Origin of the sequence: Bacteroides sp. 90-K9/2 (assembly GCF_047310725.1) — a bacterium.
GTDB lineage: Bacteria > Bacteroidota > Bacteroidia > Bacteroidales > Bacteroidaceae > Bacteroides > Bacteroides vicugnae.
On the sequence record NZ_JBCGVL010000002.1, the window covers coordinates 18543 to 44337 of the forward strand.

A 25795-nucleotide genomic window follows, 5' to 3' on the forward strand; every position below is an offset into this window, starting at 1 on the left:
ATCAACATAGTATCAGAATGAGTTAAAATAATATTTGTTTCGTTATCGCTTTCCACCTACCTTTGTCACAAAGATCATAACATATAAATCGATTCAAACCTATAGTATGAAATTACACACTACCGACCTTCTCATCATTTGCGCTTATCTGATCGCTATGATTGCCATCGGACTTATTCTAAAAAAACGGGCTGCCCAAAATATGAACTCCTATTTTCTAGGAGGAAAATCACTGCCTTTCTATATGCTCGGACTGTCCAATGCTTCCGGAATGTTCGACATCACAGGCACGATGCTAATGGTATATTGGGCATTCGCTTACGGATTCAAGAGCCTTTGGATTCCCTGGTTATGGCCGGTATTCAATCAGATATTTCTAATGATATATCTATCGGTGTGGCTCCGCCGTTCCAATGTACTTACCGGAGCGGAATGGATCAAGACACGTTTCGGAAAAGGTAAAGGGTCTACTCTTTCACATACGATTGTTATCATCTTCGCACTATTGAGTGTCTTAGGTTTTCTAAGTTACGGTTTCATAGGTATTGGCAAGTTTATGGAGATATTCATCCCCTGGGAAGTAGTATCTCCTTACATTCCTTTCAATGTTCCGGCAGAATACGTCCCCCACGTATATGGTATCTTCTTTACCGCTATTGCCACATTCTACGTAATGCTCGGAGGTATGTTGAGTATTGTATGGACAGATGTGGTGCAATTCCTGATTATGACAGTAGCAGGTATCGTGATCGTTATTATCGGAATGCAAATGGTAGCACCGGATATGATTCACTCCTTCGTTCCCGCCGGATGGGATTCCCCTTTCTTCGGATGGACACTGGACATTGACTGGAGCAGCCGAATGAACCTCCTGACAGAACGCATGGCAAATGAACCATATAGCCTGATTAGTATCTTCGTCATGATGGCTTTACTCAAAGGAATATTTATGAGTATGGCAGGACCTGCACCCAACTATGATATGCAGAAAATTCTATCCTGCAAATCCCCTAAAGAAGCGGCTATGATGAGCGGCTCCGTATCGGTCGTACTGTTAATTCCCCGCTACCTGATGATTATGGGATTTGCCTTGTTGGCTATCTACTTCTTTAAGGAAGATGGCGGCCTGACACAAATGGAAGTGACACGGACCGATTTTGAGACCATTCTCCCCCACCTAATCACACGTTACGTACCGGCAGGACTGGCAGGTTTGCTATTAGCCGGACTACTGGCGGCTTTCATGTCAACCTTTGCATCCACAGTCAATGCCGCACCGGCCTATATCGTGAATGATATTTATTTGAAATATATCAATCCGAAAGCGAGTGTGAAAACACAGATACGCAGCAGCTATATCATTTCTGTTGCAGTGGTAGTTGTCAGCACTATCATCGGATTCTTCCTGAAAGACATCAATGAAATATTCCAATGGATTGTAGGCGCACTCTTCGGAGGATACATCGCAGCCAATGTATTGAAATGGCATTGGTGGCGCTTCAATGGCGAAGGTTACTTCTGGGGAATGACTGCCGGAGTCATAGCAGCCATTGTCATGAAGTTTACAGTTCCCGACGCATGGGTGCTCTACTTCTTCCCGGTACTGTTCGGTGTCTCTCTGATAGGATGTATTGCCGGAACGTACAGTGCACCTCCGACAGACGAAGAAACATTAATCAGTTTCTACACCCGTGTACGTCCATGGGGATGGTGGAAACCGATTGAAGAAAAAGCATTAGCCCGTTACCCCCATATACAGCCCAACAAGAACTTCAAAAGAGATGCATTCAACGTGGTTATCGGTATTATCTGGCAATGCAGCCTCACGATCATTCCGATGTATCTCGTTGTCCGCGAACAACTGGGGTTATGGAGTTCTATCGCGTTACTTCTGGTTACGACACTGATACTAAGAAAAACCTGGTATAAACCCTTGTGTAAAGAAGAAGTAAGGTATAATGAAGAAATGAAACAACTAAAATAAGGAAAAAAGATTATTAGCTTAACACACTAAAAGACAGAGAACCGATCATGAAAAAACTATCCGTCATACTATTGTCATTGATACTATGCCTCCCACTATGCGCTCAATTTAAAGGGACAGTCTATATCGACAGCAACCAATCGGGCATATTGGATAAAAGCGATAAGCCGCTGATGGGAGTCATGGTAACAGATGGATTGAATGTGGTAAAAACAGATAAAAAAGGTCGGTTCTCTTTACCCGGATTCGCAAAAACAAGATTTATCACTATTACCACCCCTGCCGGATTCGAAACGCAACAATTCTATTTGCCTACCCAGGAAAACAGAAAAACCTATGACTTCCTGCTGACAGAAAGTGAACGGACTCAATCCAAAGAGCACTCTTTCATCCAAATCACTGATACTGAAGCTACCGGAGGACTGGGAAGATGGGTGACAGATTTGAAAAATTACATCAACAGCGAAAAGCCCGCCTTTCTGATTCACACCGGAGATATTTGTTACGAACCGGGCTTGCAAATGCACAACCGGATAGTAAATTCACAAACCATGAACTGCCCTGTTTACTACTGCATAGGGAATCATGACCTTGTAAAAGGCAACTACGGCGAAGAACTTTATGAATCAATCTACGGCCCGACCTGGTATTCATTTGATATCGGCAATATCCATTACGTGGTCACCCCCATCGACCACGGCGACAACCCGACCGATTACACTCTGAAAGATGTATATAACTGGCTGAAAAATGACCTCTCCTCCATGAAGAAAGGCCAAGCCCTGATTATTTTCAATCACGACCTATTTACTCCCAATGATACTTTCGTATTCAAAGCAGACAATCAGCACGTGCTCGACTTCCGCCCATTCAATGCCAAAGCCCAAATATACGGGCACATGCACTACAACTATGTGCGCAATCAAAACGGAATCTATACCATTTGTACCGGCACACTGGACAAAGGTGGTATTGACCACTCCCCCTGCTCTTTCCGCGACATTAAAGTAGACGCAAACGACAACATCACCACACAGCTACGATATGCTTTCGTCGCCCCGCAAACCACCATTGTTTTTCCAATGAAACAACAAAAAGTGGGAACCAACACTGACGGACAACTTTCCATTTCTGTAAATGCATACAATTCGCAAGCAAAGACCCAACAAATCTCATATATATTGACCACTCCGGAAAGTAACGAAGAAGTAGTACGAGGCACTCTCACACCGCTCACCGACTGGAATTGGACTGCTAATATTTCAATCCCCTCCGATAAAAACGGGAAAGAACTGAAACTGACAGTCACCTCCTCTTTCAATGACGGAAAGAAAGCGACAGACTCCTGTTCTTTCATTTATGAGAATGGTTTCAAACCGTCCATCATTCCCGGTGAGAACTGGAATACCTTACTCCAAAATGCCGCCCATACCGGAGGAATCAATCATTCCAACCTCCATCTCCCTCTGCAACTGGCTTGGACCGCCAATGCCGGAAGCAACATTTTTATGACTTCCCCCCTCATTGCGGACGGCCAAGTATTTACAGCTACCACAGACGATAATGTTTCACTAAACACCTATATATGCGCATTCGACCTCAACTCCGGGAATCCCGTATGGAAATACCGGACAGAAAACTCAATAAAGAATACCATTGCTTACGAAGATGGAATTATTGTAGCACAGGATGCCGCCTGCCATCTATATGCCATTGATGCAAAAACAGGTCAGCTGCTATGGAAACAACGAATCAACTTGGACAGCTATCCATATCTCACCGAGGGACTGACAACAGATAACGGAGTAGTCTATGCCGGAATCGGTGTAGGTCTATCTGCCTATGACCTGAAAACCGGACGTACTCTATGGACCAACAAAGACTGGCGGCAACGTGAAGGCTCCACCACCACATTAACCATTGCCGATGGTGTACTTATCAGCGGAACTCAATGGGGAGGATTATACGGCAATGACATCCACACGGGAAAACAACTTTGGAAACTCTCGGACAACGGACTTGGCAATCGTGGTGCGTCTCCGGTTTACAAAGATGGCAAATTATGGATTATCTCTTCCAAAAGCCTGTTTACCATCGATCCTAAAACCGGAACAGTACTTCAACAAAAAGATTTATCAATCAATCTGGATGCCACCTCTACCCCTCTGGTCACTGAAAATGAGATCATTTTCGGAACCGTAGAACGCGGAGTGATGGCACTGGACAAATCAACCCTTTTCAACAAATGGAAAGCTGAAACATTACCGTCTCTGGTGTACACTGCACCTTACTCCACCACACCGCAAGCCGGAGTAGAAACCAGTCCCGTCGCTTCGCAAGGAACCGTGTTTATCGGAGCTTCCGATGGCTACCTTTACGCCATCGACCAGTCAACCGGTATCATAAAAGAAAAACTAAATCTTGGAGCACCCATATTCTCAACAGTTGCCGTATCCGGAAATTGTATGATTGTTTGCGATTATTCCGGCAATGTGCATTGTTTTACCCTCGCGCAGTTTTTGCCACCCTACGCGTTGTAATTTAAAGATTATCACGTATCTTTGCCTCCTCAAATCATAAATACGAGATATGGCTATTACAATCAAGAAAGTCTCCACAAAGAGAGAGCTTAAGAAATTTATCCGTTTCAATTACAGAATGTACAAGGATAATCCTTACTCTGTGCCTGATCTTTATGACGATATGCTCAACACCTTCAACAAGAAGAAGAACGCAGCATTCGAATTCTGTGAAGCAGATTATTTCCTCGCATATCGGGATGATAAAATAGTAGGACGTGTAGCTGCAATCATCAACAATCAGGCGAACGCAAAGTGGGAATGTAAGAACGTTCGTTTCGGATGGATAGACTTTATCGACGACCCCGAAGTGTCATCCGCACTTATCAAAGCAGTAGAAGACTGGGGAAAAGAACGAGGCATGACTCACATTGCCGGTCCTCTCGGATTTACCGATTTCGATGCTGAAGGAATGCTGATTGAAGGATTCGACCAGCTTAGCACCATGGCCACTATCTACAACTACCCCTACTATCCTGTACACATGGAAAAGCTAGGTTTCGAGAAAGACGCCGACTGGGTGGAATACAAAATCTACATACCGGACGCCATTCCCGACAAGCACAAACGTATCTCCGAACTGATCCAACGAAAATACAACCTCAAAATAAAGAAATACACCTCCGGAAGAAAAATAGCCAAAGACTACGGACAGAAGATTTTCGAACTGATGAACGAAGCATACAGCCCACTTTACGGCTATTCTCCATTGACACAGCGACAAATCGACCAGTACGTAAAAATGTACCTCCCAATCCTTGATTTACGGATGGTTACCCTGATCACCGATGCCAATGACGAGCTGGTTTGTGTAGGTATCTCCATGCCATCCCTTGCCGAGGCACTACAAAAATCACACGGACGCCTGTTACCGCTCGGATGGTTCTATCTGCTAAAAGCACTATTTATGAAACGCCGTGCCAAAATGCTTGATCTGCTACTTGTTGCAGTGAAACCGGAATACCAAAATAAAGGTGTTAATGCTTTGTTATTTTCCGATTTAATTCCAGTTTATCAAAAATTAGGTTTTATATTTGCAGAAAGCAATCCCGAACTGGAATTGAACGGTAAAGTTCAGGCACAATGGGATTACTTTGAGACTCAACAACATAAGCGCCGCCGTGCGTTCATCAAAGAGATAAAATAAAAAACAACTATGGAAGAGAACGAATTGATACCTGTAGACAACAACAATGCAGTAGAGTACACTGACGACAACATCCGCCACTTGAGTGACATGGAACATGTACGCACACGCCCCGGTATGTATATCGGAAGGCTGGGCGACGGTGCACATGCCGAAGATGGAATCTATGTCCTCCTGAAAGAAGTAATTGACAACAGTATTGACGAGTTCAAAATGCAAGCCGGTAAGAAAATCGAGATTACCGTTGAAGAAAACCTTCGTGTCAGCGTACGCGACTACGGACGGGGCATCCCGCAAGGAAAACTCATCGAAGCAGTCAGCATGCTGAATACCGGTGGTAAATACGACAGTAAAGCATTTAAGAAAAGTGTCGGACTGAATGGTGTCGGTGTGAAAGCCGTCAATGCTCTAAGCTCCCATTTCGAGGTACGCAGTTACCGCGATGGCAAAGTACGTATCGCCACTTTCTCAAAAGGTAACCTGCTGACCGATGAGACGCAGAACACCGAAGAAGAAAACGGAACTTATATCTTCTTCGAACCGGATAATACACTATTCCTGAATTACAGCTTCAAGCCCGAATTTATTGAAACAATGCTACGTAATTACACGTACCTTAATACAGGGCTTGCCATTATTTATAACGGACACCGCATCTTGTCACGCAATGGTCTAGTAGACCTTTTGAACGACAACATGACGGCAACCGGACTTTACCCGATCATCCATCTGAAAGGGGAAGACATCGAAATCGCCTTCACACATACAGGGCAGTACGGAGAAGAATATTATTCTTTTGTCAACGGTCAGCATACTACCCAGGGTGGTACGCATCAAAGTGCCTTCAAAGAACACATTGCCCGCACCATCAAAGAGTTCTTCAACAAGAACATGGATTATACCGATATCCGTAACGGACTGGTTGCCGCCATTGCCGTCAATGTGGAAGAACCGATTTTTGAAAGCCAGACCAAGACTAAACTAGGGTCTACCAATATGGTTCCCGGTGGCGTGACGGTCAACAAATATGTAGGCGACTTTATCAAACTTGAAGTAGATAATTTCCTGCACAAGAATGCGGATATAGCGGAAGCCATCCAACAGAAGATACAGGAATCCGAAAAAGAACGTAAAGCCATTGCAGGTGTAACGAAACTTGCTCGTGAGCGCGCAAAAAAGGCGAACCTGCATAACCGTAAATTACGCGACTGCCGCATCCACCTCAACGACCCGAAAGGAAAAGGACTGGAAGAAGACTCCTGCATCTTTATCACCGAGGGAGACTCTGCAAGCGGTTCCATCACCAAGAGTCGTGACGTAAATACTCAAGCAGTATTCAGCCTCCGTGGTAAACCGTTGAATTCTTTCGGACTGACGAAAAAGGTGGTTTACGAGAACGAGGAATTCAACCTGCTTCAAGCAGCCCTGAATATAGAAGATGGTATTGAAGGACTACGCTACAACAAAGTGATCGTAGCAACCGATGCCGATGTGGACGGTATGCACATCCGCTTGCTGCTGATTACGTTCTTCCTGCAATTCTTCCCCGACCTCATCAAGAAAGGACATGTATATATCCTGCAAACCCCTTTATTCCGTGTACGTAACAAGAAAAAGACAAGTTACTGCTATAGCGAAGAAGAACGTATCAATGCCATCAACGAATTAGGTCCGAATCCGGAGATCACCCGATTTAAAGGTTTGGGAGAAATCTCACCGGACGAGTTCAAACATTTCATCGGCAAGGATATGCGTCTGGAGCAGGTGACACTGCGCAAAACGGATGCAGTAAAAGAACTACTCGAATTCTACATGGGTAAAAATACTATGGAACGGCAGAACTTTATTATAGATAATCTGGTTATAGAAGAAGACTTGGCATCATGAGAAAAGCAATATTCCCGGGTACTTTCGACCCTTTCACCATCGGACATTATTCGGTAGTGGAGCGTGCACTTACCTTTATGGACGAAATCGTGATAGGAATCGGTATCAATGAGAACAAGAATACCTACTTCCCCATTGAGAAAAGGGAGGAAATGATTCGGGAACTTTATAAAGACGAATCTCGCATCACAGTGATGTCCTACGACTGTCTGACAATTGATTTTGCGCAGGAAGTAGGGGCCAGGTTCATTGTCCGCGGTATCCGTACGGTGAAAGATTTCGAGTATGAAGAGACCATTGCGGACATTAACCGCAAACTGGCAGGGATTGAAACCATCCTGCTTTTCACAGAACCGGAACTGACTTGCGTCAGCTCTACGATTGTACGCGAGTTATTAACCTATAATAAAGATATCAGCCAGTTTATTCCCAAAGGAATGAAAATGAGTGAATGACACTTGTTAGGGAATAGGCGGTGAGTCAGAAAAGATGATGAAGAAACTAACGATTATACTATCCGTTTGCTTGTGGGCAGTTGCCGCACAAGCCCAGAACTTCGGTTCCGAAGCCATGCGAAAGTTACAAATGGCAGAGTTTGCAATCTCCAATTTCTATGTGGACAAAGTAGATGAAGACAAGTTGGTAGAAGAAGCCATCATCAAGATGCTGGCACAACTTGATCCGCACTCTACTTACTCGGATGCAGAGGAAGTGAAGAAGATGAACGAACCGCTCCAAGGTAACTTCGAGGGTATCGGAGTGCAATTCCAGATGATAGAAGACACCCTGTTGGTGGTGCAGCCTGTCAGCAACGGCCCTTCCGAGAAAGTCGGTATCCTTGCCGGTGACCGTATCATTGCCGTGAACGACAGCGCTATTGCCGGAGTGAAAATGAGTACGGAAGATATAATGAAACGTCTTCGTGGTCCGAAAGGTTCGAAAGTCAATCTGACAATCGTTCGTCGTGGTGTGCAAGACCCTTTATTGTTTACAGTGAAAAGAGATAAGATACCTATCCTTAGCCTCGACGCCTCTTATATGATTCAACCTAAAACGGGTTATATCCGCATCAACCGCTTCGGAGCGACAACTGTTGAAGAGTTCAAGAAAGCAATGAAGGACCTCCAGAAGCAAGGTATGAAGGATATGATTCTTGACCTGCAAGGAAACGGAGGCGGTTATCTCAATGCAGCCATTGACCTTGCTAACGAATTCCTGGGACAAAAGGAACTGATTGTATATACCGAAGGCCGGACTGCCAAGCGTAGTGATTTCTATGCAAAAGGTAACGGGGACTTCCGTAATGGTCGTCTCATCATATTGGTAGACGAGTATACAGCTTCCGCCAGCGAAATTGTCAGCGGTGCGGTACAGGATTGGGACAGAGGAATTATTGTAGGCCGCCGTTCTTTCGGTAAAGGCTTGGTGCAACGTCCTATCGACTTACCGGACGGTTCCATGATTCGTTTAACCATCGCCCGTTACTATACTCCATCGGGACGCTCGATCCAAAAACCATACGACAGCACTGTCGATTACAATAAAGACCTGATAGAGCGCTTCAACCACGGTGAGCTTATGAATGCCGACAGCATCCATTTCCCAGATTCATTGAAAGCGCAGACAAAGAAACTAGGACGTACTGTGTATGGCGGAGGTGGCATTATGCCTGATTATTTCGTGCCCATCGACACTACATTGTATACGGATTATCACCGGAACCTGGTAGCTAAAGGAGTGGTTATCAAATTTACCATGAAATTTATCGAGGGACACCGGAAAGAATTAGCTAACAAGTATAAGAAGTTCGAATCATTCAACGAGAAGTTTGTCATTGATGACGATATGCTGGCTACTTTACGGGAAATGGGTGAGAAAGAGGGTGTGAAGTTCAATGAAGAACAATATCAGAAATCGCTCCCACTTATCAAAACGCAACTCAAAGCACTGATCGCCCGCGACCTTTGGGATATGAACGAATATTTCCGGGTAATGAATACAACGAATGAAAGTATACAAAAGGCTTTGGAAATACTGAATTCGGACGAGTATCAGAAGAAACTGAAATAAACTGCAAAAATAATTCGGATAAACCGTACCTGATCACTCCCCTTTGTTGTAGTATAAGTAAAATTACAAAAACAGAAGTAGTATGCGACAGTTTAATTTTACTTGGACAACAATCGGCTGGTTACTGATTGGATACGGTTTATCTTTTATTCCCTCCCACGCACAAGCACAGGCAGTCATCAAGAAGTTCTCATTGGAACTGAAGAATGAAAGCTTGCCCGAAGCACTGAAACAGATAGAAAAGAAAGGGGGAAAAAGTATTCTCTTCACTTACAACGGCACCGAAAGTTATCGCGTGACAGCCAGTATTCACGAAAAGACAGAATGCGAAGCCATAGACATCGTATTGAAAGGTAAACCTTTCGTTTCCGTCGAACGGGAAGAGTATTTCGTCGTACAACGAAAGAAATCAAACAAAGCTATAACCGTACAAGGCAAAGTCTATGACGAGAAAGGAACTCCCCTAGCATTCGTCAATATACTTGCGCTTGCTGCCGATTCCAGTTTCCTGGCCGGGAGCGTGACAGAAGAGGACGGTTCTTTCCGTCTGCCTGCCATAGCCGGGGAAGATTGCCTGTTGAAAGCAACCTATATAGGTTACTGTCCGCAAATTATTTCCTGCCGGCAACAAAACATCCTCCGGTTACAACCCGATACGAAACTGCTGAAAGAGATAGTGGTAACCGCCGGACGCCCATTGATAGAAAGGAAAGACGGAACATTAACCGCCAATATAACCGGAACTCCCCTTTCACTCATGGGATCGGCAAGCGAAATGATTTCACATCTCCCTTTTGTCACAGGTACGGACGGAGAATACACCGTATTGGGTAGGGGCACTCCCGAAATCTATATCAACGGACGCAAAGTCAGGGATAACACAGAACTGAACCGCCTGCAAGCCAACGAAATACTTTCTGCAGAAATCATCACCACTCCGGGGGTGCAATATGGCTCTTCCGTAGGTGCCGTTATCCGTCTCCACACCATTCGCAAACGGGGACAAGGCATGAGCGGCAGTTTCTATACCGATTACTCGCAAGGACATGTACCGATCGGCAACGAAGGCATATCCTTGAACTACCGTACCGGCGGACTGGATATTTTCGTAAAAGGGGACTTTGCCGAAATCAACAATCACCTAACAAGCATCCACAGTCAGGACATTTACGCTTCGTCCGACTGGAACCAATCAACGGAGAACAAAAGCAAACAAACCTATCGCACCTTCAACGGCGAACTGGGATTCAACTACGAAATCGACGAGGATCAGTCATTCGGTATGCGCTATATGCCCGGTACGAACATAGGTAATGCGCATACTACCAATGAAGGGACAACCCTCATCCTGCAAGACGGCAAAGAAGTAGACCACCTGTATGCTCGCCAGCAGACAGATGCGCATACCGGCTGGTGGCAGGCAGCCAACGGATACTACAACGCCACGTTCGGCAAATGCAACATCGACTTCAACGCCGACTATCTGTATGGCCGCGACCGCATCCGTCAATACGCCGAGAACAACGGAACCGAAGACGCCACTTCGAGCAACCGCGTACGCAACCACCTCTATGCCGCCAAACTCCTGATCACCACCCCACTCTGGAAAGGCAAGCTCAGTTTCGGCACAGAAGAGACATTCACCAACCGCCACGACGTATTTCTCCAAAGCGGCTTCTCCGCCGATGCCGACGACCGCATCAAACAAACTATGTTTTCCGGCTTCATCGACTACAACCTGCCATTGGGAAAGTTCAATATCTTAGCCGGACTGCGATATGAATTTCAACAAACAGATTACTACGAGAAAGGGATTCACCAGGACGGTCAAAGCCCCACCTATCGCGACTGGATACCGGTAGTCAGCATCAGATATACCTCCGGCAACTGGTTTTTCGCCCTTTCCCACCGCACTCTGAAATACAGTCCCAGCTACGATATGCTCACCAGTGCCGTCACGTATCAAAACAAGTACTCTTACCGGAGCGGAGACCCGTTTCTCGTCCCCCAGATACATCGTGCAACTTTCTTCGACACCGGATGGAAATGGATCAATTTCAGTATTTACTACGACCATTCCTGGAATATGTACACCAGCTACACCCGCCCGTATGACGACATCAATCATCCCGGTGTATTGCTGTTCGGCATGGCAAGCATTCCGCATTCCAACCGCTATGGAAGCAGCATCGTCCTTTCACCAAAATTCGGCATCTGGCAACCTCAACTGACCACCGGCATCAATTGGTTTGACTCCCACGGTACTTCCATAGGCATCACCCAGCACTGGAATGAGCCACGGTTCTATTTCAGTCTCGACAACAGTTTCAACTTCCCTAAAGGCTGGTTCTTCAATATCAAAGGAGTACTGTCGCCCGGAGCCAAACAAAGTTACGCCATTTGGAAAACCGAAGGAAGAGTAGATGCCCAACTGACCAAATCGTTCCTGAAAGACCAGTCGCTAAAAATATCGATAACCGCCAAAGACATCTTTCACACCGGCTACAGATACTTCACCATCTATGGCGACCGGACATTCAGCTCCAACCGCGATTATTCAGACCAGCAGCGTTTCGGCATCCGGCTGAGTTATCAGTTCAACGCGGCGAAAAGCAAATATAAAGGAACCGGAGCCGGAGAGAGTGAAAAATCGCGTCTGTAGACTCTCTTTTTAAAGAGAAGTGTGTACTTTTGCAGTATCAACCCCCTAAAAGAGCATGTTCCTGTTTCATAAAGACCATACCAAGAAAGAAGTTTTCGAGCAGATGTTTGTGGAAATGTATCCGCGAATGGTACGTTATGCCTCACAATTGACAGGAGATAAAGAAGAAGCACGGGATATAGTGAGCGAAGTGATGGAACAGGCCTGGACACATTTTGAGCAGTTGGATAAGAACGACCGGGGCGGATGGATTTATACCGCAGTCCGCAACGCCTGCCTCAACCGCCTGAAACACCTTCAAGTGGAGCATGATAATGCGAGAGCGATCTACGAAGCGACACTAGCTGATATGGAGAGCAACTATCAGGAGCACGAAGCGTTATTGCAAAAGGCGGAAATGATAGCCCGAAGTCTGCCTGATCCTACCTGCACTATCTTACGGCTGTGTTACTACGAGCATCTCACCTATCGGGAAGTTGCCGAACAACTTGGCATCAGTCCCGATACAGTGAAAAAGCATATATCCAAAGCACTGCGTACATTACGCGAAGTCATGAACGATGAAAATCATGAACGATCAAGGAAGGAGAACAGATAATGGAAGAAAAGAAAAAGTATACTCCCAAAGAGGAATCCCCCGATTACGGACTAACGGGAGATGACTGCCGCCCTTTTTCAGAGGATGCCGGGATACGTCGTTTGCAAAATGCCTTTGGCGAAGCGTTAGGCGATTTGCCCCTACCGGAAGAGACACGGGAAGCATGGACAGCTTTCTCGCAACGACAGGAGCAGAAGAAACGACAAGCATATCGCCGCATATGGCTTTCCGGTGGCATGGCAGCAGCTATTGCCCTGCTCTTAATACTGTGGTCACCCTGGAATAAATCAGACAGTACAGCACCGGATATCAAAATATTTGCCGCCCTCAATGTTCCCGAGCAGGTCACAACACAAGAAAAAAACGGCAGAATAATCGTTTCCACCCCGCCAACGACTATCATTAATCTGACATTAGAAGACGGAACCCACGTGCTGTTAAGTGCAAACAGTCGTTTGGAATACCCCAAAGAGTTTACTCCGCAAAACAAGCGGATAGTAAACCTCACCGGAGAAGCACGCTTTGAAGTGGCAAAAGACAGTCTTCGTCCTTTCATCGTTTCCACCGGAGATATACAGACACAGGTATTGGGGACAGTATTTGATGTAAATGCCTATCCTTGTAATACGCCCACTGTCACATTATATAGAGGACGGGTGCAAGTAGCAAAAACCGACTCTTCGCACCGGAAGGAAATATCACCAGGTCAATCCGCCACATTAGAAACAAATGGTGATATCGTTGTATCAAAGGCTACGCAGACCGAAAAAGAAGGATGGACGGATAATGAGTTTTATTTCGACAACACGAAGATGATGCAAGTATTACAGAGTTTAGGGACTTGGTATAATATCAGCGTCATCTGCCACTCACCCAACCTCTTACAGAAACGGATTCATTTTCGTTTTAGCCGGAATGTTTCGGTAGAAAGTCTGTTGGACGCACTGAACGATTTAGGAATTGCACATTTTCAGTACAAGAATGGGCAGATAATGGTCTATTAAAACCCTAACTTAATTCCCTTAAAAATACTCTTCATTAATAAGCTTCTTCTCATATATAAAAAATCACTTTTCTCTATCACCTATCACCAACGGCAATCAAACACCTTATTCATCGAGGTTTCCGGCGGTGATAGGTTGTTTTTCAACCTATCACCACATCTGTCACCTATCACCGCAAAAAGCACTACTTTCATCACATTTTGGCAAAGACAACCTGAATAGCTATGACTTAGAGAGCCATTTCTTTCTTTCCTTCACAGGAGCCATCACCAATTTAGTATGCAGTTCTTTGATTTCACATAAATCGAACCTTTCCTGTATATACACATACATGATGACCAAATGGATAAGTTCTTTATTCGGACATGAGAATTCATCTTTAGACAGCCCGTCTATCACTATATTCAATAAACAGAGAGAACACTGCAATTCAGCCTTTGACAATTGGTCTACGCTTTCAATATTTGCAAAGCTAGGCCAGTTTTCTTTCATAAAACTAAGCTTGTCGACGGAGCGTTCTAAATCGTGCTTCATCAGGCAGGAACGGGAACAAGTAAAGTTACTCATAACTATCATTTTTAAATTATGTGTTCCCGTTTGCCAATAAAAAAGGCGCGGAAACTATTACTGTACTATCCTGTGAGAGGCTCTGGTGGGCCGTACCCGAATAATAAGCAATAGCTCCACGCCCGTTGAGGTATATAACAAATATATATACAACATGGACGTGGAGACCGGTCACTTATTATCTACGGGTGCTAAATTTACCAGATTTCTCACAATAGATAATAAAAACACTATCTCCAATACAAAACAAGCGTATCCTCTCCCGAAGACACGCTACAAATATAACTATATTTTTCAGACAATGCCACTGTTGTCACAGTAAAATAGTTTAATTCTCCCTTGCCCTATATCTATCAAATAGAACAAGGCATATAAATACCTACAACAAGTAGGAATACTTTGCTTTTCTCCCTGATATAGTTTATCTTTGCTACCGATATAGTTCATTCTTCATGGCCGTGGCGAATTCCTACCACGGCTGTGGAAAGATACTACCACAGCCATGACGAGATCTCTCCACGGCCGTGGGAAACTAATGATAAAGGCACCGGAAGATAACTATCCCTATGCCTTAGTCCAAGAATAAAGGCAGGATAACTTATAAAAGCCGCTTGATAGCAAACAAACAACAGCTATATAACACCCTCCCTCTAAGTCCGAAGATGATCGATTAGCTTCGCAACAACAAAAAACAATGTCCTTATAGGCTTACAACGATAAATTTAAAATACGTAGTAATGTATAAGGCAAAAACAAGTAAATAATGGCAATACAATTTGAATTGTACAAGACTCCCCGTCCCAAGGATGAGGAAGGTAAGGAAGTGTATCACGCACGTGTAGTCAACTTCCAACACATTGACACAGACTATCTGGCAAAAGAAATCCAGATAGCAACTTCTCTAACTGAAGGGGATGTAAAGTCTGTTCTCGAATCCCTAAGTCATTTTATGGGGGATCGTCTTCGGGAAGGACAAAGCGTCCATCTGGATGGCATCGGTTATTTCCAGATAAAGCTGAATAGTCAAGAACCTATCACTTCGCCCAAACTAAAAGCGAATCAGATAAAACTCAAAGCCAACATCAGCTTTAAAGCGGATGCCAAACTGAAAAGGTCAGTCAGTGTTGTTCATGTGGAGCGAAGTAAACTGAAACCCCATTCGGCTGTCCTTTCAAATGACGAGATAGACAAATTGCTGACAAACTACTTCAAGAGCAACCCTGTATTAACCCGTCGCGACTTTCAAAGATTGTGCGGCTTTACCCCTACCACTGCCGCACGGCAAATCAAACGGCTGAAAGAGGAGGAGAAGAAGTTGAAGAATATCAATACTTATTATAATCCGATTTACATGCCGATGCCGGGATATTATGGCAAGGCGGAGATAAAAGAGGATGAAGCAAATACTATACAGCAATAAAGTAAAGAGTATGAAAAAAGTGCCCAAGAAGACACTGCCGATCATTTTGCTGACGTCAGCAAAATGGTATTCCTGATAATAAATTTCCCCCAAAAAAATAACCTATTTTATGGTAGAATGAGAGACACCTTGAAGCGAGGTATCTCTCATTATCTATATCACTCATTAATAAGACCTAAATTCAATTATTCTTATTAATCAAATTGATTACTACCTTCACCATCACGTCCTTTTCTTCCGTCCGGCTTTCGGCAATCATCAACGTAAGTGCCACAAGCGTATTGTTTCCAATCAACTTCGAACCATCGGATTTATATAATATACCGTTCTTCTCCAGAAACCAAAGAAACAAGAAAGCAGCAATACGCTTGTTACCGTCACTAAACGAGTGATTCTTTACGACAAGATAGAAAAGCATTGCGGCTTTCTCTTCAACGCTCGGATAAAGTTCTTCTCCGCCAAACGTCTGATAAATGGTGTTGATAGAGCTTTTGAACGACTGGTCCTTTTCATTTCCAAACAAGTTACTACTTCCGAACTTTTCCTGCAAAAGGTGAATGGCTTCCATTGCTTCTTCATAGGTGGCACGAAATTCTTCAGTAGGAGTCGTGGAGTCTACTTCCAATTGCTGGTAATCGTATTTATCCAGTGTATCCAGACCGTAAGTATAATCGGTAATCACACGCAAAAGTCCATTAGCCTCATCCAGCGTCAGTTGCTTATGCTCGATGACGTTGGAAAGAAGACGCACGGTGCTCTTCAGGTCTTCCAGTTGAGCAGCTTTGACCTGCTGATTAATGGCGTAACCCTTAATCAGGTAGTCTTTCAGGATTTTGTTCGCCCAGATACGGAATTGGGTGCCGCGTTGCGACTTTACACGATAGCCGACAGAGATGATTACATCCAGATTAAAATACTCTACTTGATATATCTTCCCATCAGAAGCAGTTGTTGCATTTTTTGCAACAACTGAATTTCTGTCTAGCTCACCTTCTCTAAACACATTACTTATATGTCTTGATACCACCGATTTGTCACGGTCAAAAAGTTCTGTTATCTGACTCAATGTCAGCCACACCGTCTCATTCTCCAACTTCACATCAATGGAAGTTTTCCCATCCTTTGTTTGATAAATGACAATTTTTCCTCTATTGTCCATAAAATGCCTCCTTATTTACGCATTGTGTCCGTCCATTACCTTCGTAGCAATGGACGGACACACAAATGTACAGCTTTCAAAAAGAAATAAAGAATATAAAGCTGCTTTTATTAGTTACTCTGAAGCGTTATAATAGAACGCGCCGGAATCTGAACAATCTTTCCACTTTTCACTTTTCCGACCGGTAGCAAATTCTCTCCTTCTTTATCTGAAGTACGATAAATCTGCCATTCTGCATTTCCTACCTTTCCTTCATTAATAGAAAACTCTTTTTCTTCATTAGCATAGTTTATAACGACTATCACATACGTTCCGTCTACATTCTTATAAGCAGAACACATCAATCCTTGCTGGTCGGTGTCGCCATCAGAGATGAATGCGTTTGTTTGATCGAAAGCCGAAACGGATAGCCGGACTGCTCCCGGACGGATAAAACGGCTATAATTTCCTAAAGCCCACATCAGTTTAGAATCTTCTACTTTACCATCCAAGAAGTTATCGTCTGTAGTATACTCACGAATCAATCCGTCTTTGTAGTCACCGCCAATAGCACGCCACCATTGCCAGCTTTCAGCTCTAGCATACACAATGTCATGATGAATGATACGTGCCACATAGAGCGCTGTCTTCATTGTACGGTCGAAACCATTTCCACCACCAATTTCTTCATCATTACCCATGATGCAAGTCTCCGTTTGCCAGAAGCCAACTTGATGTTTATCTAAGGTATCCCGCAACTGGCAGCGGATATTACGTAATTCACTTAACGGAGTCGTTGTCCAATAGCTATGTCCAAGCATCAGGCGGGGAACATTCGGAGTATCTCCTAAATAGGTATCTACACTATCCGGACAGAAAAAGGCTTGAATCTGATAACCCCGTTGCCAATCTGTTTCGTGAGTGCGGAACATACAGCGATAATCGGAAGATTCATTCACCAAAATCTGCGTATCCATATTCCGGCTTACAAATTCTTTGCTTAACAAACGGACAGTATGAGCTACTTCTTTGTTGGTTGCCGGACAACCTTCCTGTTTCGGTCCTACCCAATTCCAGTGTCCGTCCGGTTCGTTGAAAGGACAGATGTAGTTGAACTTGATGCCATCATGTTTTTCTACGCCTTGTACTACATCTGCCAGAAAACGCACGTACTTTTCATAACAATCCGGCTTCAGATTTGCCGTACCTCCACGACCGGTATTGGTTGCCAATCCGTTCTGTGTATAATGTACGGGAGGCGAGTTCAGGAAAGCCAGGAATTTATTGACTCCCCGTTCTTTTGCCAGTTTTAGGAAGTTGCGTTGTCCTTGTTGCTTGTTCCAATCGTACGTTCCATCTGCATTGAGGAAACACTCGGCTCGCATCCAGGGAGAAGCAATCTGGCTGTGCTCCCCTTGTTCCGCACTACCTGCTCCGACATTGAAACGCCAGAGGGACAGGCCGATGCCTTTCGGCTGTCCGTTCGCATCATTCTCCGTACTGAACAGCCAATCGGCTACCTGGTTTTGTTTCTCTTCCGGCCAAAGTCCGATAAACTGCATACTCCAAGCGTCTGAAGCGCTGAAATATGCCATCGTTTGACAGGGCTTATCCGTTTCTATCTGATAACTTACATCAGGTACAGATTGAGAACATCCACCCGCCACACATACAAACAGAAAACCTAAAATCGCTACTCTCTTTTTACCTATAATCCTATTCATCTATAATCTTCCATTATTCAAATCATACAATATAATTCCGTCCTGAAACAACCTGACCATCTACCAAAATCAAGAAAGATATTATCAAGGAGTAGGTATTACCTGCTTAATGCTCCCATCTTCATTAAATTCCATACGATCTATACATACTTCACGATGAACACCGGGATCACTTTTCAGATAATTCTTATTGATGCGATGATAAACAATATACCACTTATCAGTGCCGGGAATTTGCAAAACAGCATTATGAGCAGGACCATATATTTCCTTTTCCGGGTTTTGAATCAGCACAACAGGATTATCAGCCACTTTAATCGGTCCCAAAGGTGATGTTGAAGTGCCATAAGCTACATGATAATTGGGAGAGCCAGTATCATCTACCGACCACATAAAATAATAAAGCCCGTTACGATAGAACACATAAGCCGCTTCACGATAAGCATAATCCTGCAAAGTACCTCCTACGGGAGTCATCACTGTGACTGTTTCCTTCTTTATGGAAACCATATCCTCATTCAGCTCCGCACCTGCCATATAACCATTTCCCCAATACAGATAAGACTTCCCCGAAACCGGATCGGTAAACACATCCACATCTATTTGCTGACCGTTTCCGGTGGGTGAATCCGTTACGATGGGACGTCCCAAATCAACAAACGGCCCGGTGGGAGAATCGCTCGTAGCTACTCCGATCTGTTTTCCTCCTCCTGCTTTCGGATGACCGCTGTAGTAAAAGAAGTATTTATATTCTCCTCCTATCAACTTCTCCTCAATACAAGGCGCCCACGCATTACCATCCGCCCAAGGTACTTGGTCTGATTTCAGATCCAGCATTATCCCTTCATCCCTCCAATCCTTTAAGTCAACAGACGAAAAAACGGTAAAATACCAACCACCCCATCCGGGCTGTCCGTCTGTGGTAGAATAGATATAGTATTTCTTAGTCTTGTTGGAATATAAAATTTCAGGATCAGCATGGAAACCTGGCAACACAGGATTACCAGACAACGAGAAAGCGGGCAGCGTCACTGCCAGCATCAAGCCGATTGTAATCAAAGTTCGTTTAATAGGTACTATCATATTTTCATTAGTTGGATAAAAAGGGGAAATATCAGGTTGTGATACTCCCCCTCCGGTATTTACATTCTTGATACTATTTATTTCAATGCTACTTTAATAGATTGACTGTAACAATATTCCGATGATTTGTCTGATTTGACTCCTACACGGGCATAAAGATAGGATTCGTTTATCAAACCATTCGGGATCTCAATTTCAGCAGTGTTTTCCTGACCGAGTGATACTGTATTACCCAACTTCAACTCTGCTTCTTTCTGTTTCTCATCCGTCAAAACACCTGTACCCAGATAGATACCTACATTCTCCATATTGGCATCAGCAACCACTTTATTAATAGTAAACCGTGCGGCAACCTTGTTGCCGTTTCTGGCAAAAGATACGTTTCTAACAGAGAAATACGGTGTCACAGGAATATCCTGCACAGTGTTTCCTTTCACTGTAATATAAATTGTGTCATTAGAAGGTCTTTCCCAAGGAGCATTACCCATACGCACCAATTTATAATCGCCATTGAAAAGGGACACGGAATAGCTTCCGTCCTGCGCAACATACACCGGAATAGAGCCATGCAAAGCATAACCGTCCTGGAATAAAGCAAACTCTGAACTTCCGCTTCTAACTCCTACTGCTTCACCGTCATAAATTGCTCTTCCGGTCAATGTAGCCTTAGGTTCCTCAAAGTTGTCGTAGCTGCAACTGCTTACTGCCAACAAACAACATATCATAATAAAGAAAGGTATAATCTTTTTCATAATCTCTTATTTTTATTGGAATGGATTCTTCACAATCGTCGGATTGTTATTAATTACATCATCAGCAATGAATGAATAATAGTTAGACTGCTGGAAGGTTCTTGCCACCTTGAAACGTTCGGATTTTGTCTTTACAAAAATGTACTTGTCCTGATCTGATGTTCCCGGTTTTGGTTTAGCAATACGATAAGGATATAAACCGTAAACGATCGCTTTATCGTTATCTGTATTTCCGTTCCAGGTGATATCAGCTATTCTCCATCGTTTCATATCAAAATAACGGTGATCTTCGAAAGCTAGTTCCACACGACGTTCGTTCTGAATCTTTTCTATTGTCAGGCTTGTCAGACTGTTGGCCGGGAAACCGGCACGCTGACGCAAGCGGTTAATGTAGGGTAAAGCTGTCGGCTCGTCATTCAATTCAAAAGCAGCTTCGGCAGCATTCAAATAGATTTCACCCAGACGGAACCAAGGCCACCAGTTTTCAGCGTAGTTACGGAGAGTGTAACCGGATGCCTCACTGATAAACTTACGGATATAAAATCCGGTATTGCTCACGTTAGGACTATTAGTCTGAGGACCGTCCTGGCCGACAAAAGTTTTATCATCGTCATAAGCACTTCCTAATTTCGAGTCTGTCAGTAAGTCGTAGGAACCGGTCTTATCATTCCATACTGCTACTCCTGCCTGAATATCCACATCCTGATTTCTGAACTTTGAGCCCGGATAGACGATCGTACCATACAAACGTGCATCTTTATTGGCAAAGATATCGCTCGGAGTATCATATACTACATAGTCATTACCATTCTTATAATGTAAGGTCCCCGAAGTTCCATCCAAATAATCAAATGCTTCTACCAATCCTAAAGACGGACCGATGCAAGAAGAATTATCGTTATCTTCTCTTAAATGATGAACTACATTATCATAACCGAAGCTATGCACTTTCAAAGGATTCTTATAGTCTTTCACCCAAATAGCCTCCTTATTCAGCGTCTTGTCCACAAACATCTTATAGAAGTTCACTCCTTTATCTGACTCCTTCTCATAAAGTTCATATCCACCGTTTTTAATGATTTCCTGCGAAGCTGTCAACGATTTACGATAATAATCGTCTGCCATATCAGCCGGAATACCTACTTCTCCGCCAGACGTTACAATATTAGGAGTCTTCAGCGCATTATATTTGGCAATAGAACCGGCATACAGCATAGCACGGCTTTCCAATGCCAATGCAGTGTAATAGTTGGCACGACTTTGACTGCCTTTATTGCCCAATTGTGACTTGATTGCTTCACATTCACTGTATACAAAGTCATATATTTCGTGCTCCTTGGCACGCGGATTACGTAAGTAAGAAGGATCTCCGCTGAAATCATACTCCAAAGTAGTTGTAATCAATGGTACACCACCCATACGTCTTACAAGCTCAAAATAAACGTAAGCGCGGATAAAGCGAAATTCAGCTTTGAACTGTAGCTTGGCATCTGCTGAAATATCTGTTCCATATTTGTCGATATTCTCAATAGACATATTGATGTCACGTATCAATCCATAATCCCACCAACGTCCGTAGTCGTTGCCATAACGTAATTCATTACGATAATTCTGATCCAGCGTGCCACAGTACATAGCATCATCCGTTTCGCACATACCACCGGTATTGAAGTCACCGTGCAACTGTGGAATACGATTATATAAATTGGCTAGCTGTGATTTAATCATGTTCGGATCGTTCCATACCAACTCATTGGTAAGAATATTTTTGGGATCTCTTTCGAACCAGCTGTCGCCACAACCCGATAACATGGAAGTAAGGACGGCTCCCAACAGAACTATTTTTATAGATTTGCTTTTCATGATAGCGTTCATTTTTTAGTATGTAATATTAAATCCAAGAAGGAATGTACGTTGTTGCGGGTATACCACTGCAGCTGCGGCAGTGATTTCAGGATCGACTCCAAACTTACCCACATTGTCAAACGAACACAAGTTAGAAACATTAGCATAAATACGTACTTTCTGTGCACGAATCGGTCTCAACAGTTGTACCGGCAGGCTATAACCCACTTCCAGATTCTTGATACGGAGATAACGCACATTGTGCAACCAGAAGTCACTATTCTTATTGTTATAGCTGAATTCACCTTTACGGATGGCCGGATAACGTCCCGGTATCCATTCACTTTCCGGATCGTACAAGTCGGCACGATGCCAACGGTCTTCCAATAAATAAACCGGTGAGTTTCCATTTCCATGATATGCATTAGCCAATTCATAGTTTTGTCTCCATCCTTGCATAGCCCCACCGGAAAGGTCGATATTCAAGTCAATCCCCTTCCATGCCAAACCGATATTACCACCAAACGACATAATAGGTGCCCAACCTTCCGGATAACCGATAGGACGCTCATCCATACTGTTGATAATACCATCACCATTCACATCTTTATAGATAAAGTCACCGGGGAGCAGTGTCCGGTTATTATTGCCATCCAAATTTACCGGATAATTACGAATTTCTTCTTCCGACTGGAACTGGCCAATTACCTGATATCCCCAATAGATACCTCCCCAACGGCCTTCCGCAGAATTGCGGTATTCATCCCAAGAGTTATTAAAACGCGGTTTATAAGTCTCAATGCTCTTGTAACGTGAGAAAGTAAAGTTACCGCTTACGGTATAGTTCAAATCACCGATATGGTCGGTCCATGTAACCATACCTTCCGCACCGATATATGCTTGTTTGTTCAAGTTCTCATTAGGCAATGTATATCCCACTTCACTCGGAAGCAATACATCATAACGGGCAGCCGGTACACCGGTAATATCCTTGCGGAAAGCATCGGCGGTTACCTTCAAACGATTATTGAACATAGTCAGGTCAAAACCGATATTCGATGTTGTATTCTTCGTCCAGGATAAGTTGGTAATAGGTAATCCTCTCTGGTTCAATCCGGTCACCAGTTCACCATCCAATACAGCATTACCATTATTCCACGTATAACCACTCAAGTAATCAAACAGTTTTACATCCTTTTCTGTACCTGTCTGACCAATAGAAGCACGAATCTTCAAATCATCTACAACAGGTCTCAACTTTTCAAAGAATTTCTCTTCCGAGATTCTCCAACCTATAGATACACCCGGGAAGAATCCCCAACGATTATTTGCTGCATAGAGATAAGAACCGTCATAGCGAGCCAATAATTCAATCAGATATTTGTGGGCAAAGTCGTAATTGATACGCCCAATCCATCCGGCACGCGCTTCGTAACTCCATTCATCAGCGAAACTGTTGAGCTCATCAAACTGCAATAACGGCAGATAGTCAGTAGAAGGTTCTGTACCATAAGTTTTCTTAGTCCAATCATAATCGGAGGCTTCATAACCCAAAACCGCCGAAATATTATGGTTTTTAATCTGTTTTGCATAATTCAATTGCAATTGCATATAACGCGCAGGCACACTACGATCTATTTGATTTCTCCAACGTCCTGTAGCAGGTGTCCCGTTATAAGCATCTTTCTCCTTATCGTATGTATAAATTTGATAAGCATATTGATAACCGTCAAAACGGCTATTGGTGTAATTGTACGAGAACGTAGCTTTTGCAGTCAAACCGAAAGAGAAATCATACTGCGCATAAGCATTGATATTGGCATTACGAGTCAAATTATCTTTGTAACCGGCAATGTCACGACTGAATGCAGCCGGATTGTAACCATTCTCATGTACATTATTGATATATTCCGGATTATCATTGGCATAAGGGCTTTCGATAGGCTGCATTTTGAACATAGCCAATATAGCCGAATAATAACCGTCACCACCCGGCAAACCTACGTCTTCACTCTTTTCATACTTACCGCTAATCTGTGCACCTATTGTAAAACGGTCTGTTATCTTAGTATCAATATTCAACTGAAGATTGGTACGCTCATATTTAAAGTCAGGCATCATCGCATCTTGTACGGTATGAGCTACAGAAAGATAATAGTTGGTCTTTTCAGAGCCACCTGTCACATTCGCATTGATGTGGTATTGAGGCACATTTTTTCTCATTACCATATCATAATAGTCATAGCTCTTATATCCCGGTTCGGTACCAGCTTCCCATTTAGCAAGTTCTTCGGGACTATATAATTTGCTTGGATCTTCACCTCTATTCTGTGCTGCTTCGGCCAAACCTCTTACATATTGTCCTGCATTTGCCAATTCGGGGAAACGGGTCAGATTCTGCCAACCATAGTATCCATTGACATTGATGCTTACTTTATCATTCTTTTTACCTTTCTTGGTAGTTACCAGAACTACACCATTTGATGCACGCAGACCGTAAATAGCAGCAGAAGCATCCTTCAAGACAGTGATACTCTCGATATCCTCGATATTCAGAGCATTAAACACATCGCTACCGGAAACATCCGATGCCTGCAACCAGTCGCGGCTGTTCATTCCTCCGTAAGGAATGCCGTCGATTACAAACAGGGGGCTACCCATATTACGAATTTCAAGATTAATGCCTCTACCCGGACGGGCATCCACAGCACGCGTAGACACACCTGCTATCTTACCGGATAAAGCTCCCGCAGTAGTCGTAGAAACAGAACGCGTCAACGCATCAGACTTAACATCACTGATGGCTCCGGTCAGACTTTTCTTGGTTTGTGTACCATAACCCACCACCACAACTTCATCCAAGGTTTCCGTATCTTCTTCAAGAACGATTTGAAGATGTGTCTTTCCATCCACCTTCACCTCTTTAGTCTTATAACCGATGAACGAAATTGCCAATGCGGCATTTTTACTATCTACATTAATTGTGAAATTACCATCGATATCCGTAATGGTTCCATTAGAAGTTCCTTTGACAGTAACATTGGCACCAATGATATCATCTCCTCTCACATCGGCCACATGTCCTGTAACTTGTGTTTGTGCAAATGCTGCAGCTGACAGAAGCAACTGTATGACACACATGCATAAGATTCTTACATACCTCATAAATTAGAATTTAAAGATTAAACATTTTTTGTTGTTTTTTCCGATGCAAATATAGAGTATTGATATAAATCAATTAAGCAAAAATCATGCAGAAGAGCTATGCAAATCATTCATTGCACGATTTACACACTCTAAATAAAATATTTATTCTTATTTTTGAACTGGTAATT

At 43.6% G+C, this 25795-nt stretch carries 17 protein-coding genes; 10 read left to right on the plus strand and 7 right to left on the minus strand.

The window, feature by feature from the left end:
• Positions 1–106: 106 nt before the first annotated feature.
• From AAHJ11_RS07795 to AAHJ11_RS07835, 9 genes are all read left to right on the plus strand, one after another.
• Positions 107–1984: a sodium:solute symporter family protein gene (locus tag AAHJ11_RS07795; RefSeq protein WP_320996162.1), complete on the plus strand. Its 1878-nt coding sequence runs from the start codon at positions 107–109 to the stop codon at positions 1982–1984.
• Between the two features lie 47 nt (positions 1985–2031).
• The gene (locus AAHJ11_RS07800; RefSeq protein ID WP_413579294.1) at positions 2032–4524 is read left to right on the plus strand and encodes a PQQ-binding-like beta-propeller repeat protein; all 2493 of its coding nucleotides are present in this window, start codon (positions 2032–2034) and stop codon (positions 4522–4524) included.
• Positions 4525–4573: 49 nt separating this feature from the next.
• Entirely contained in the window at positions 4574–5710 is a 1137-nt protein-coding gene (locus AAHJ11_RS07805; RefSeq protein WP_148366825.1) for a GNAT family N-acetyltransferase, read from the plus strand.
• 9 nt (positions 5711–5719) lie between these two features.
• Positions 5720–7597, plus strand: a complete 1878-nt coding sequence (locus AAHJ11_RS07810) for a DNA topoisomerase IV subunit B (protein WP_148366826.1) — start codon at positions 5720–5722, stop codon at positions 7595–7597.
• Complete coding sequence (coaD, locus tag AAHJ11_RS07815) at positions 7594–8052, plus strand: pantetheine-phosphate adenylyltransferase (RefSeq protein WP_320974769.1); 459 nt, start codon at positions 7594–7596, stop codon at positions 8050–8052. The genes AAHJ11_RS07810 and coaD overlap by 4 nt, the downstream gene beginning before the upstream one ends.
• 37 nt (positions 8053–8089) lie before the next feature.
• Positions 8090–9667 (plus strand): S41 family peptidase, encoded by a 1578-nt coding sequence (locus AAHJ11_RS07820; protein ID WP_321019633.1) that lies wholly within the window; start codon positions 8090–8092, stop codon positions 9665–9667.
• 82 nt (positions 9668–9749) lie between these two features.
• Positions 9750–12329, plus strand: a complete 2580-nt coding sequence (locus AAHJ11_RS07825) for an outer membrane beta-barrel family protein (RefSeq protein ID WP_413579295.1) — start codon at positions 9750–9752, stop codon at positions 12327–12329.
• Positions 12330–12384: 55 nt separating this feature from the next.
• A complete protein-coding gene (locus AAHJ11_RS07830; protein ID WP_413579296.1) occupies positions 12385–12927 on the plus strand; it encodes an RNA polymerase sigma-70 factor in 543 nt (180 codons plus the stop codon).
• Positions 12927–13931: a FecR family protein gene (locus AAHJ11_RS07835; protein WP_413579297.1), complete on the plus strand. Its 1005-nt coding sequence runs from the start codon at positions 12927–12929 to the stop codon at positions 13929–13931. Before AAHJ11_RS07830 ends, AAHJ11_RS07835 begins: the two co-directional genes overlap by 1 nt.
• A gap of 222 nt (positions 13932–14153) precedes the next feature.
• On the opposite strand, the gene AAHJ11_RS07840 is transcribed toward AAHJ11_RS07835, so the two are convergent.
• Positions 14154–14498 carry a hypothetical protein gene (locus tag AAHJ11_RS07840; RefSeq protein ID WP_413579299.1) on the minus strand — a complete coding sequence of 115 codons (345 nt, stop codon included), beginning with the start codon at positions 14496–14498 and terminating at the stop codon, positions 14154–14156.
• A gap of 763 nt (positions 14499–15261) precedes the next feature.
• Between AAHJ11_RS07840 and AAHJ11_RS07845 the strand changes: the two genes are divergently transcribed.
• Positions 15262–15918: an HU family DNA-binding protein gene (locus tag AAHJ11_RS07845; RefSeq protein ID WP_367745217.1), complete on the plus strand. Its 657-nt coding sequence runs from the start codon at positions 15262–15264 to the stop codon at positions 15916–15918.
• Positions 15919–16099: 181 nt separating this feature from the next.
• Here AAHJ11_RS07845 and rhuM read toward each other — a convergent pair whose 3' ends face one another.
• The 6 genes from rhuM to AAHJ11_RS07875 all read right to left on the minus strand — a co-directional run bounded on the left by rhuM (position 16100) and on the right by AAHJ11_RS07875 (position 25625).
• Positions 16100–17077, minus strand: a complete 978-nt coding sequence (gene rhuM / locus AAHJ11_RS07850) for a RhuM family protein (protein ID WP_320974759.1) — start codon at positions 17075–17077, stop codon at positions 16100–16102.
• A 110-nt stretch (positions 17078–17187) separates the two neighbouring features.
• Positions 17188–18780 carry a glycoside hydrolase family 30 protein gene (locus tag AAHJ11_RS07855; protein WP_413579301.1) on the minus strand — a complete coding sequence of 531 codons (1593 nt, stop codon included), beginning with the start codon at positions 18778–18780 and terminating at the stop codon, positions 17188–17190.
• Between the two features lie 84 nt (positions 18781–18864).
• The gene (locus tag AAHJ11_RS07860) at positions 18865–19863 is read right to left on the minus strand and encodes a family 43 glycosylhydrolase (protein ID WP_413579302.1); all 999 of its coding nucleotides are present in this window, start codon (positions 19861–19863) and stop codon (positions 18865–18867) included.
• Between the two features lie 77 nt (positions 19864–19940).
• Positions 19941–20615, minus strand: a complete 675-nt coding sequence (locus AAHJ11_RS07865; protein ID WP_148366842.1) for a DUF3823 domain-containing protein — start codon at positions 20613–20615, stop codon at positions 19941–19943.
• A 12-nt stretch (positions 20616–20627) separates the two neighbouring features.
• Positions 20628–22478 (minus strand): RagB/SusD family nutrient uptake outer membrane protein, encoded by a 1851-nt coding sequence (locus tag AAHJ11_RS07870; RefSeq protein ID WP_074637502.1) that lies wholly within the window; start codon positions 22476–22478, stop codon positions 20628–20630.
• A gap of 15 nt (positions 22479–22493) precedes the next feature.
• Positions 22494–25625 (minus strand): SusC/RagA family TonB-linked outer membrane protein, encoded by a 3132-nt coding sequence (locus tag AAHJ11_RS07875; RefSeq protein WP_413579303.1) that lies wholly within the window; start codon positions 25623–25625, stop codon positions 22494–22496.
• Positions 25626–25795: the final 170 nt, after the last annotated feature.

What these genes read in the sequence shown, in the direction of transcription:
- AAHJ11_RS07860 (WP_413579302.1), bottom strand. Translation starts at nt 19,863, where the DNA reads ATGATAGTACCTATTAAACGAACTTTGATTACAATCGGCTTGATGCTG.
- AAHJ11_RS07845 (WP_367745217.1), top strand. Translation starts at nt 15,262, where the DNA reads ATGGCAATACAATTTGAATTGTACAAGACTCCCCGTCCCAAGGATGAG.
- AAHJ11_RS07810 (WP_148366826.1), top strand. Translation starts at nt 5,720, where the DNA reads ATGGAAGAGAACGAATTGATACCTGTAGACAACAACAATGCAGTAGAG.
- AAHJ11_RS07875 (WP_413579303.1), bottom strand. Translation starts at nt 25,625, where the DNA reads ATGAGGTATGTAAGAATCTTATGCATGTGTGTCATACAGTTGCTTCTG.
- AAHJ11_RS07840 (WP_413579299.1), bottom strand. Translation starts at nt 14,498, where the DNA reads ATGAGTAACTTTACTTGTTCCCGTTCCTGCCTGATGAAGCACGATTTA.
- AAHJ11_RS07855 (WP_413579301.1), bottom strand. Translation starts at nt 18,780, where the DNA reads ATGAATAGGATTATAGGTAAAAAGAGAGTAGCGATTTTAGGTTTTCTG.
- AAHJ11_RS07805 (WP_148366825.1), top strand. Translation starts at nt 4,574, where the DNA reads ATGGCTATTACAATCAAGAAAGTCTCCACAAAGAGAGAGCTTAAGAAA.
- AAHJ11_RS07795 (WP_320996162.1), top strand. Translation starts at nt 107, where the DNA reads ATGAAATTACACACTACCGACCTTCTCATCATTTGCGCTTATCTGATC.
- coaD (WP_320974769.1), top strand. Translation starts at nt 7,594, where the DNA reads ATGAGAAAAGCAATATTCCCGGGTACTTTCGACCCTTTCACCATCGGA.
- AAHJ11_RS07830 (WP_413579296.1), top strand. Translation starts at nt 12,385, where the DNA reads ATGTTCCTGTTTCATAAAGACCATACCAAGAAAGAAGTTTTCGAGCAG.
- AAHJ11_RS07835 (WP_413579297.1), top strand. Translation starts at nt 12,927, where the DNA reads ATGGAAGAAAAGAAAAAGTATACTCCCAAAGAGGAATCCCCCGATTAC.
- rhuM (WP_320974759.1), bottom strand. Translation starts at nt 17,077, where the DNA reads ATGGACAATAGAGGAAAAATTGTCATTTATCAAACAAAGGATGGGAAA.
- AAHJ11_RS07865 (WP_148366842.1), bottom strand. Translation starts at nt 20,615, where the DNA reads ATGAAAAAGATTATACCTTTCTTTATTATGATATGTTGTTTGTTGGCA.
- AAHJ11_RS07825 (WP_413579295.1), top strand. Translation starts at nt 9,750, where the DNA reads ATGCGACAGTTTAATTTTACTTGGACAACAATCGGCTGGTTACTGATT.
- AAHJ11_RS07820 (WP_321019633.1), top strand. Translation starts at nt 8,090, where the DNA reads ATGAAGAAACTAACGATTATACTATCCGTTTGCTTGTGGGCAGTTGCC.
- AAHJ11_RS07870 (WP_074637502.1), bottom strand. Translation starts at nt 22,478, where the DNA reads ATGAAAAGCAAATCTATAAAAATAGTTCTGTTGGGAGCCGTCCTTACT.
- AAHJ11_RS07800 (WP_413579294.1), top strand. Translation starts at nt 2,032, where the DNA reads ATGAAAAAACTATCCGTCATACTATTGTCATTGATACTATGCCTCCCA.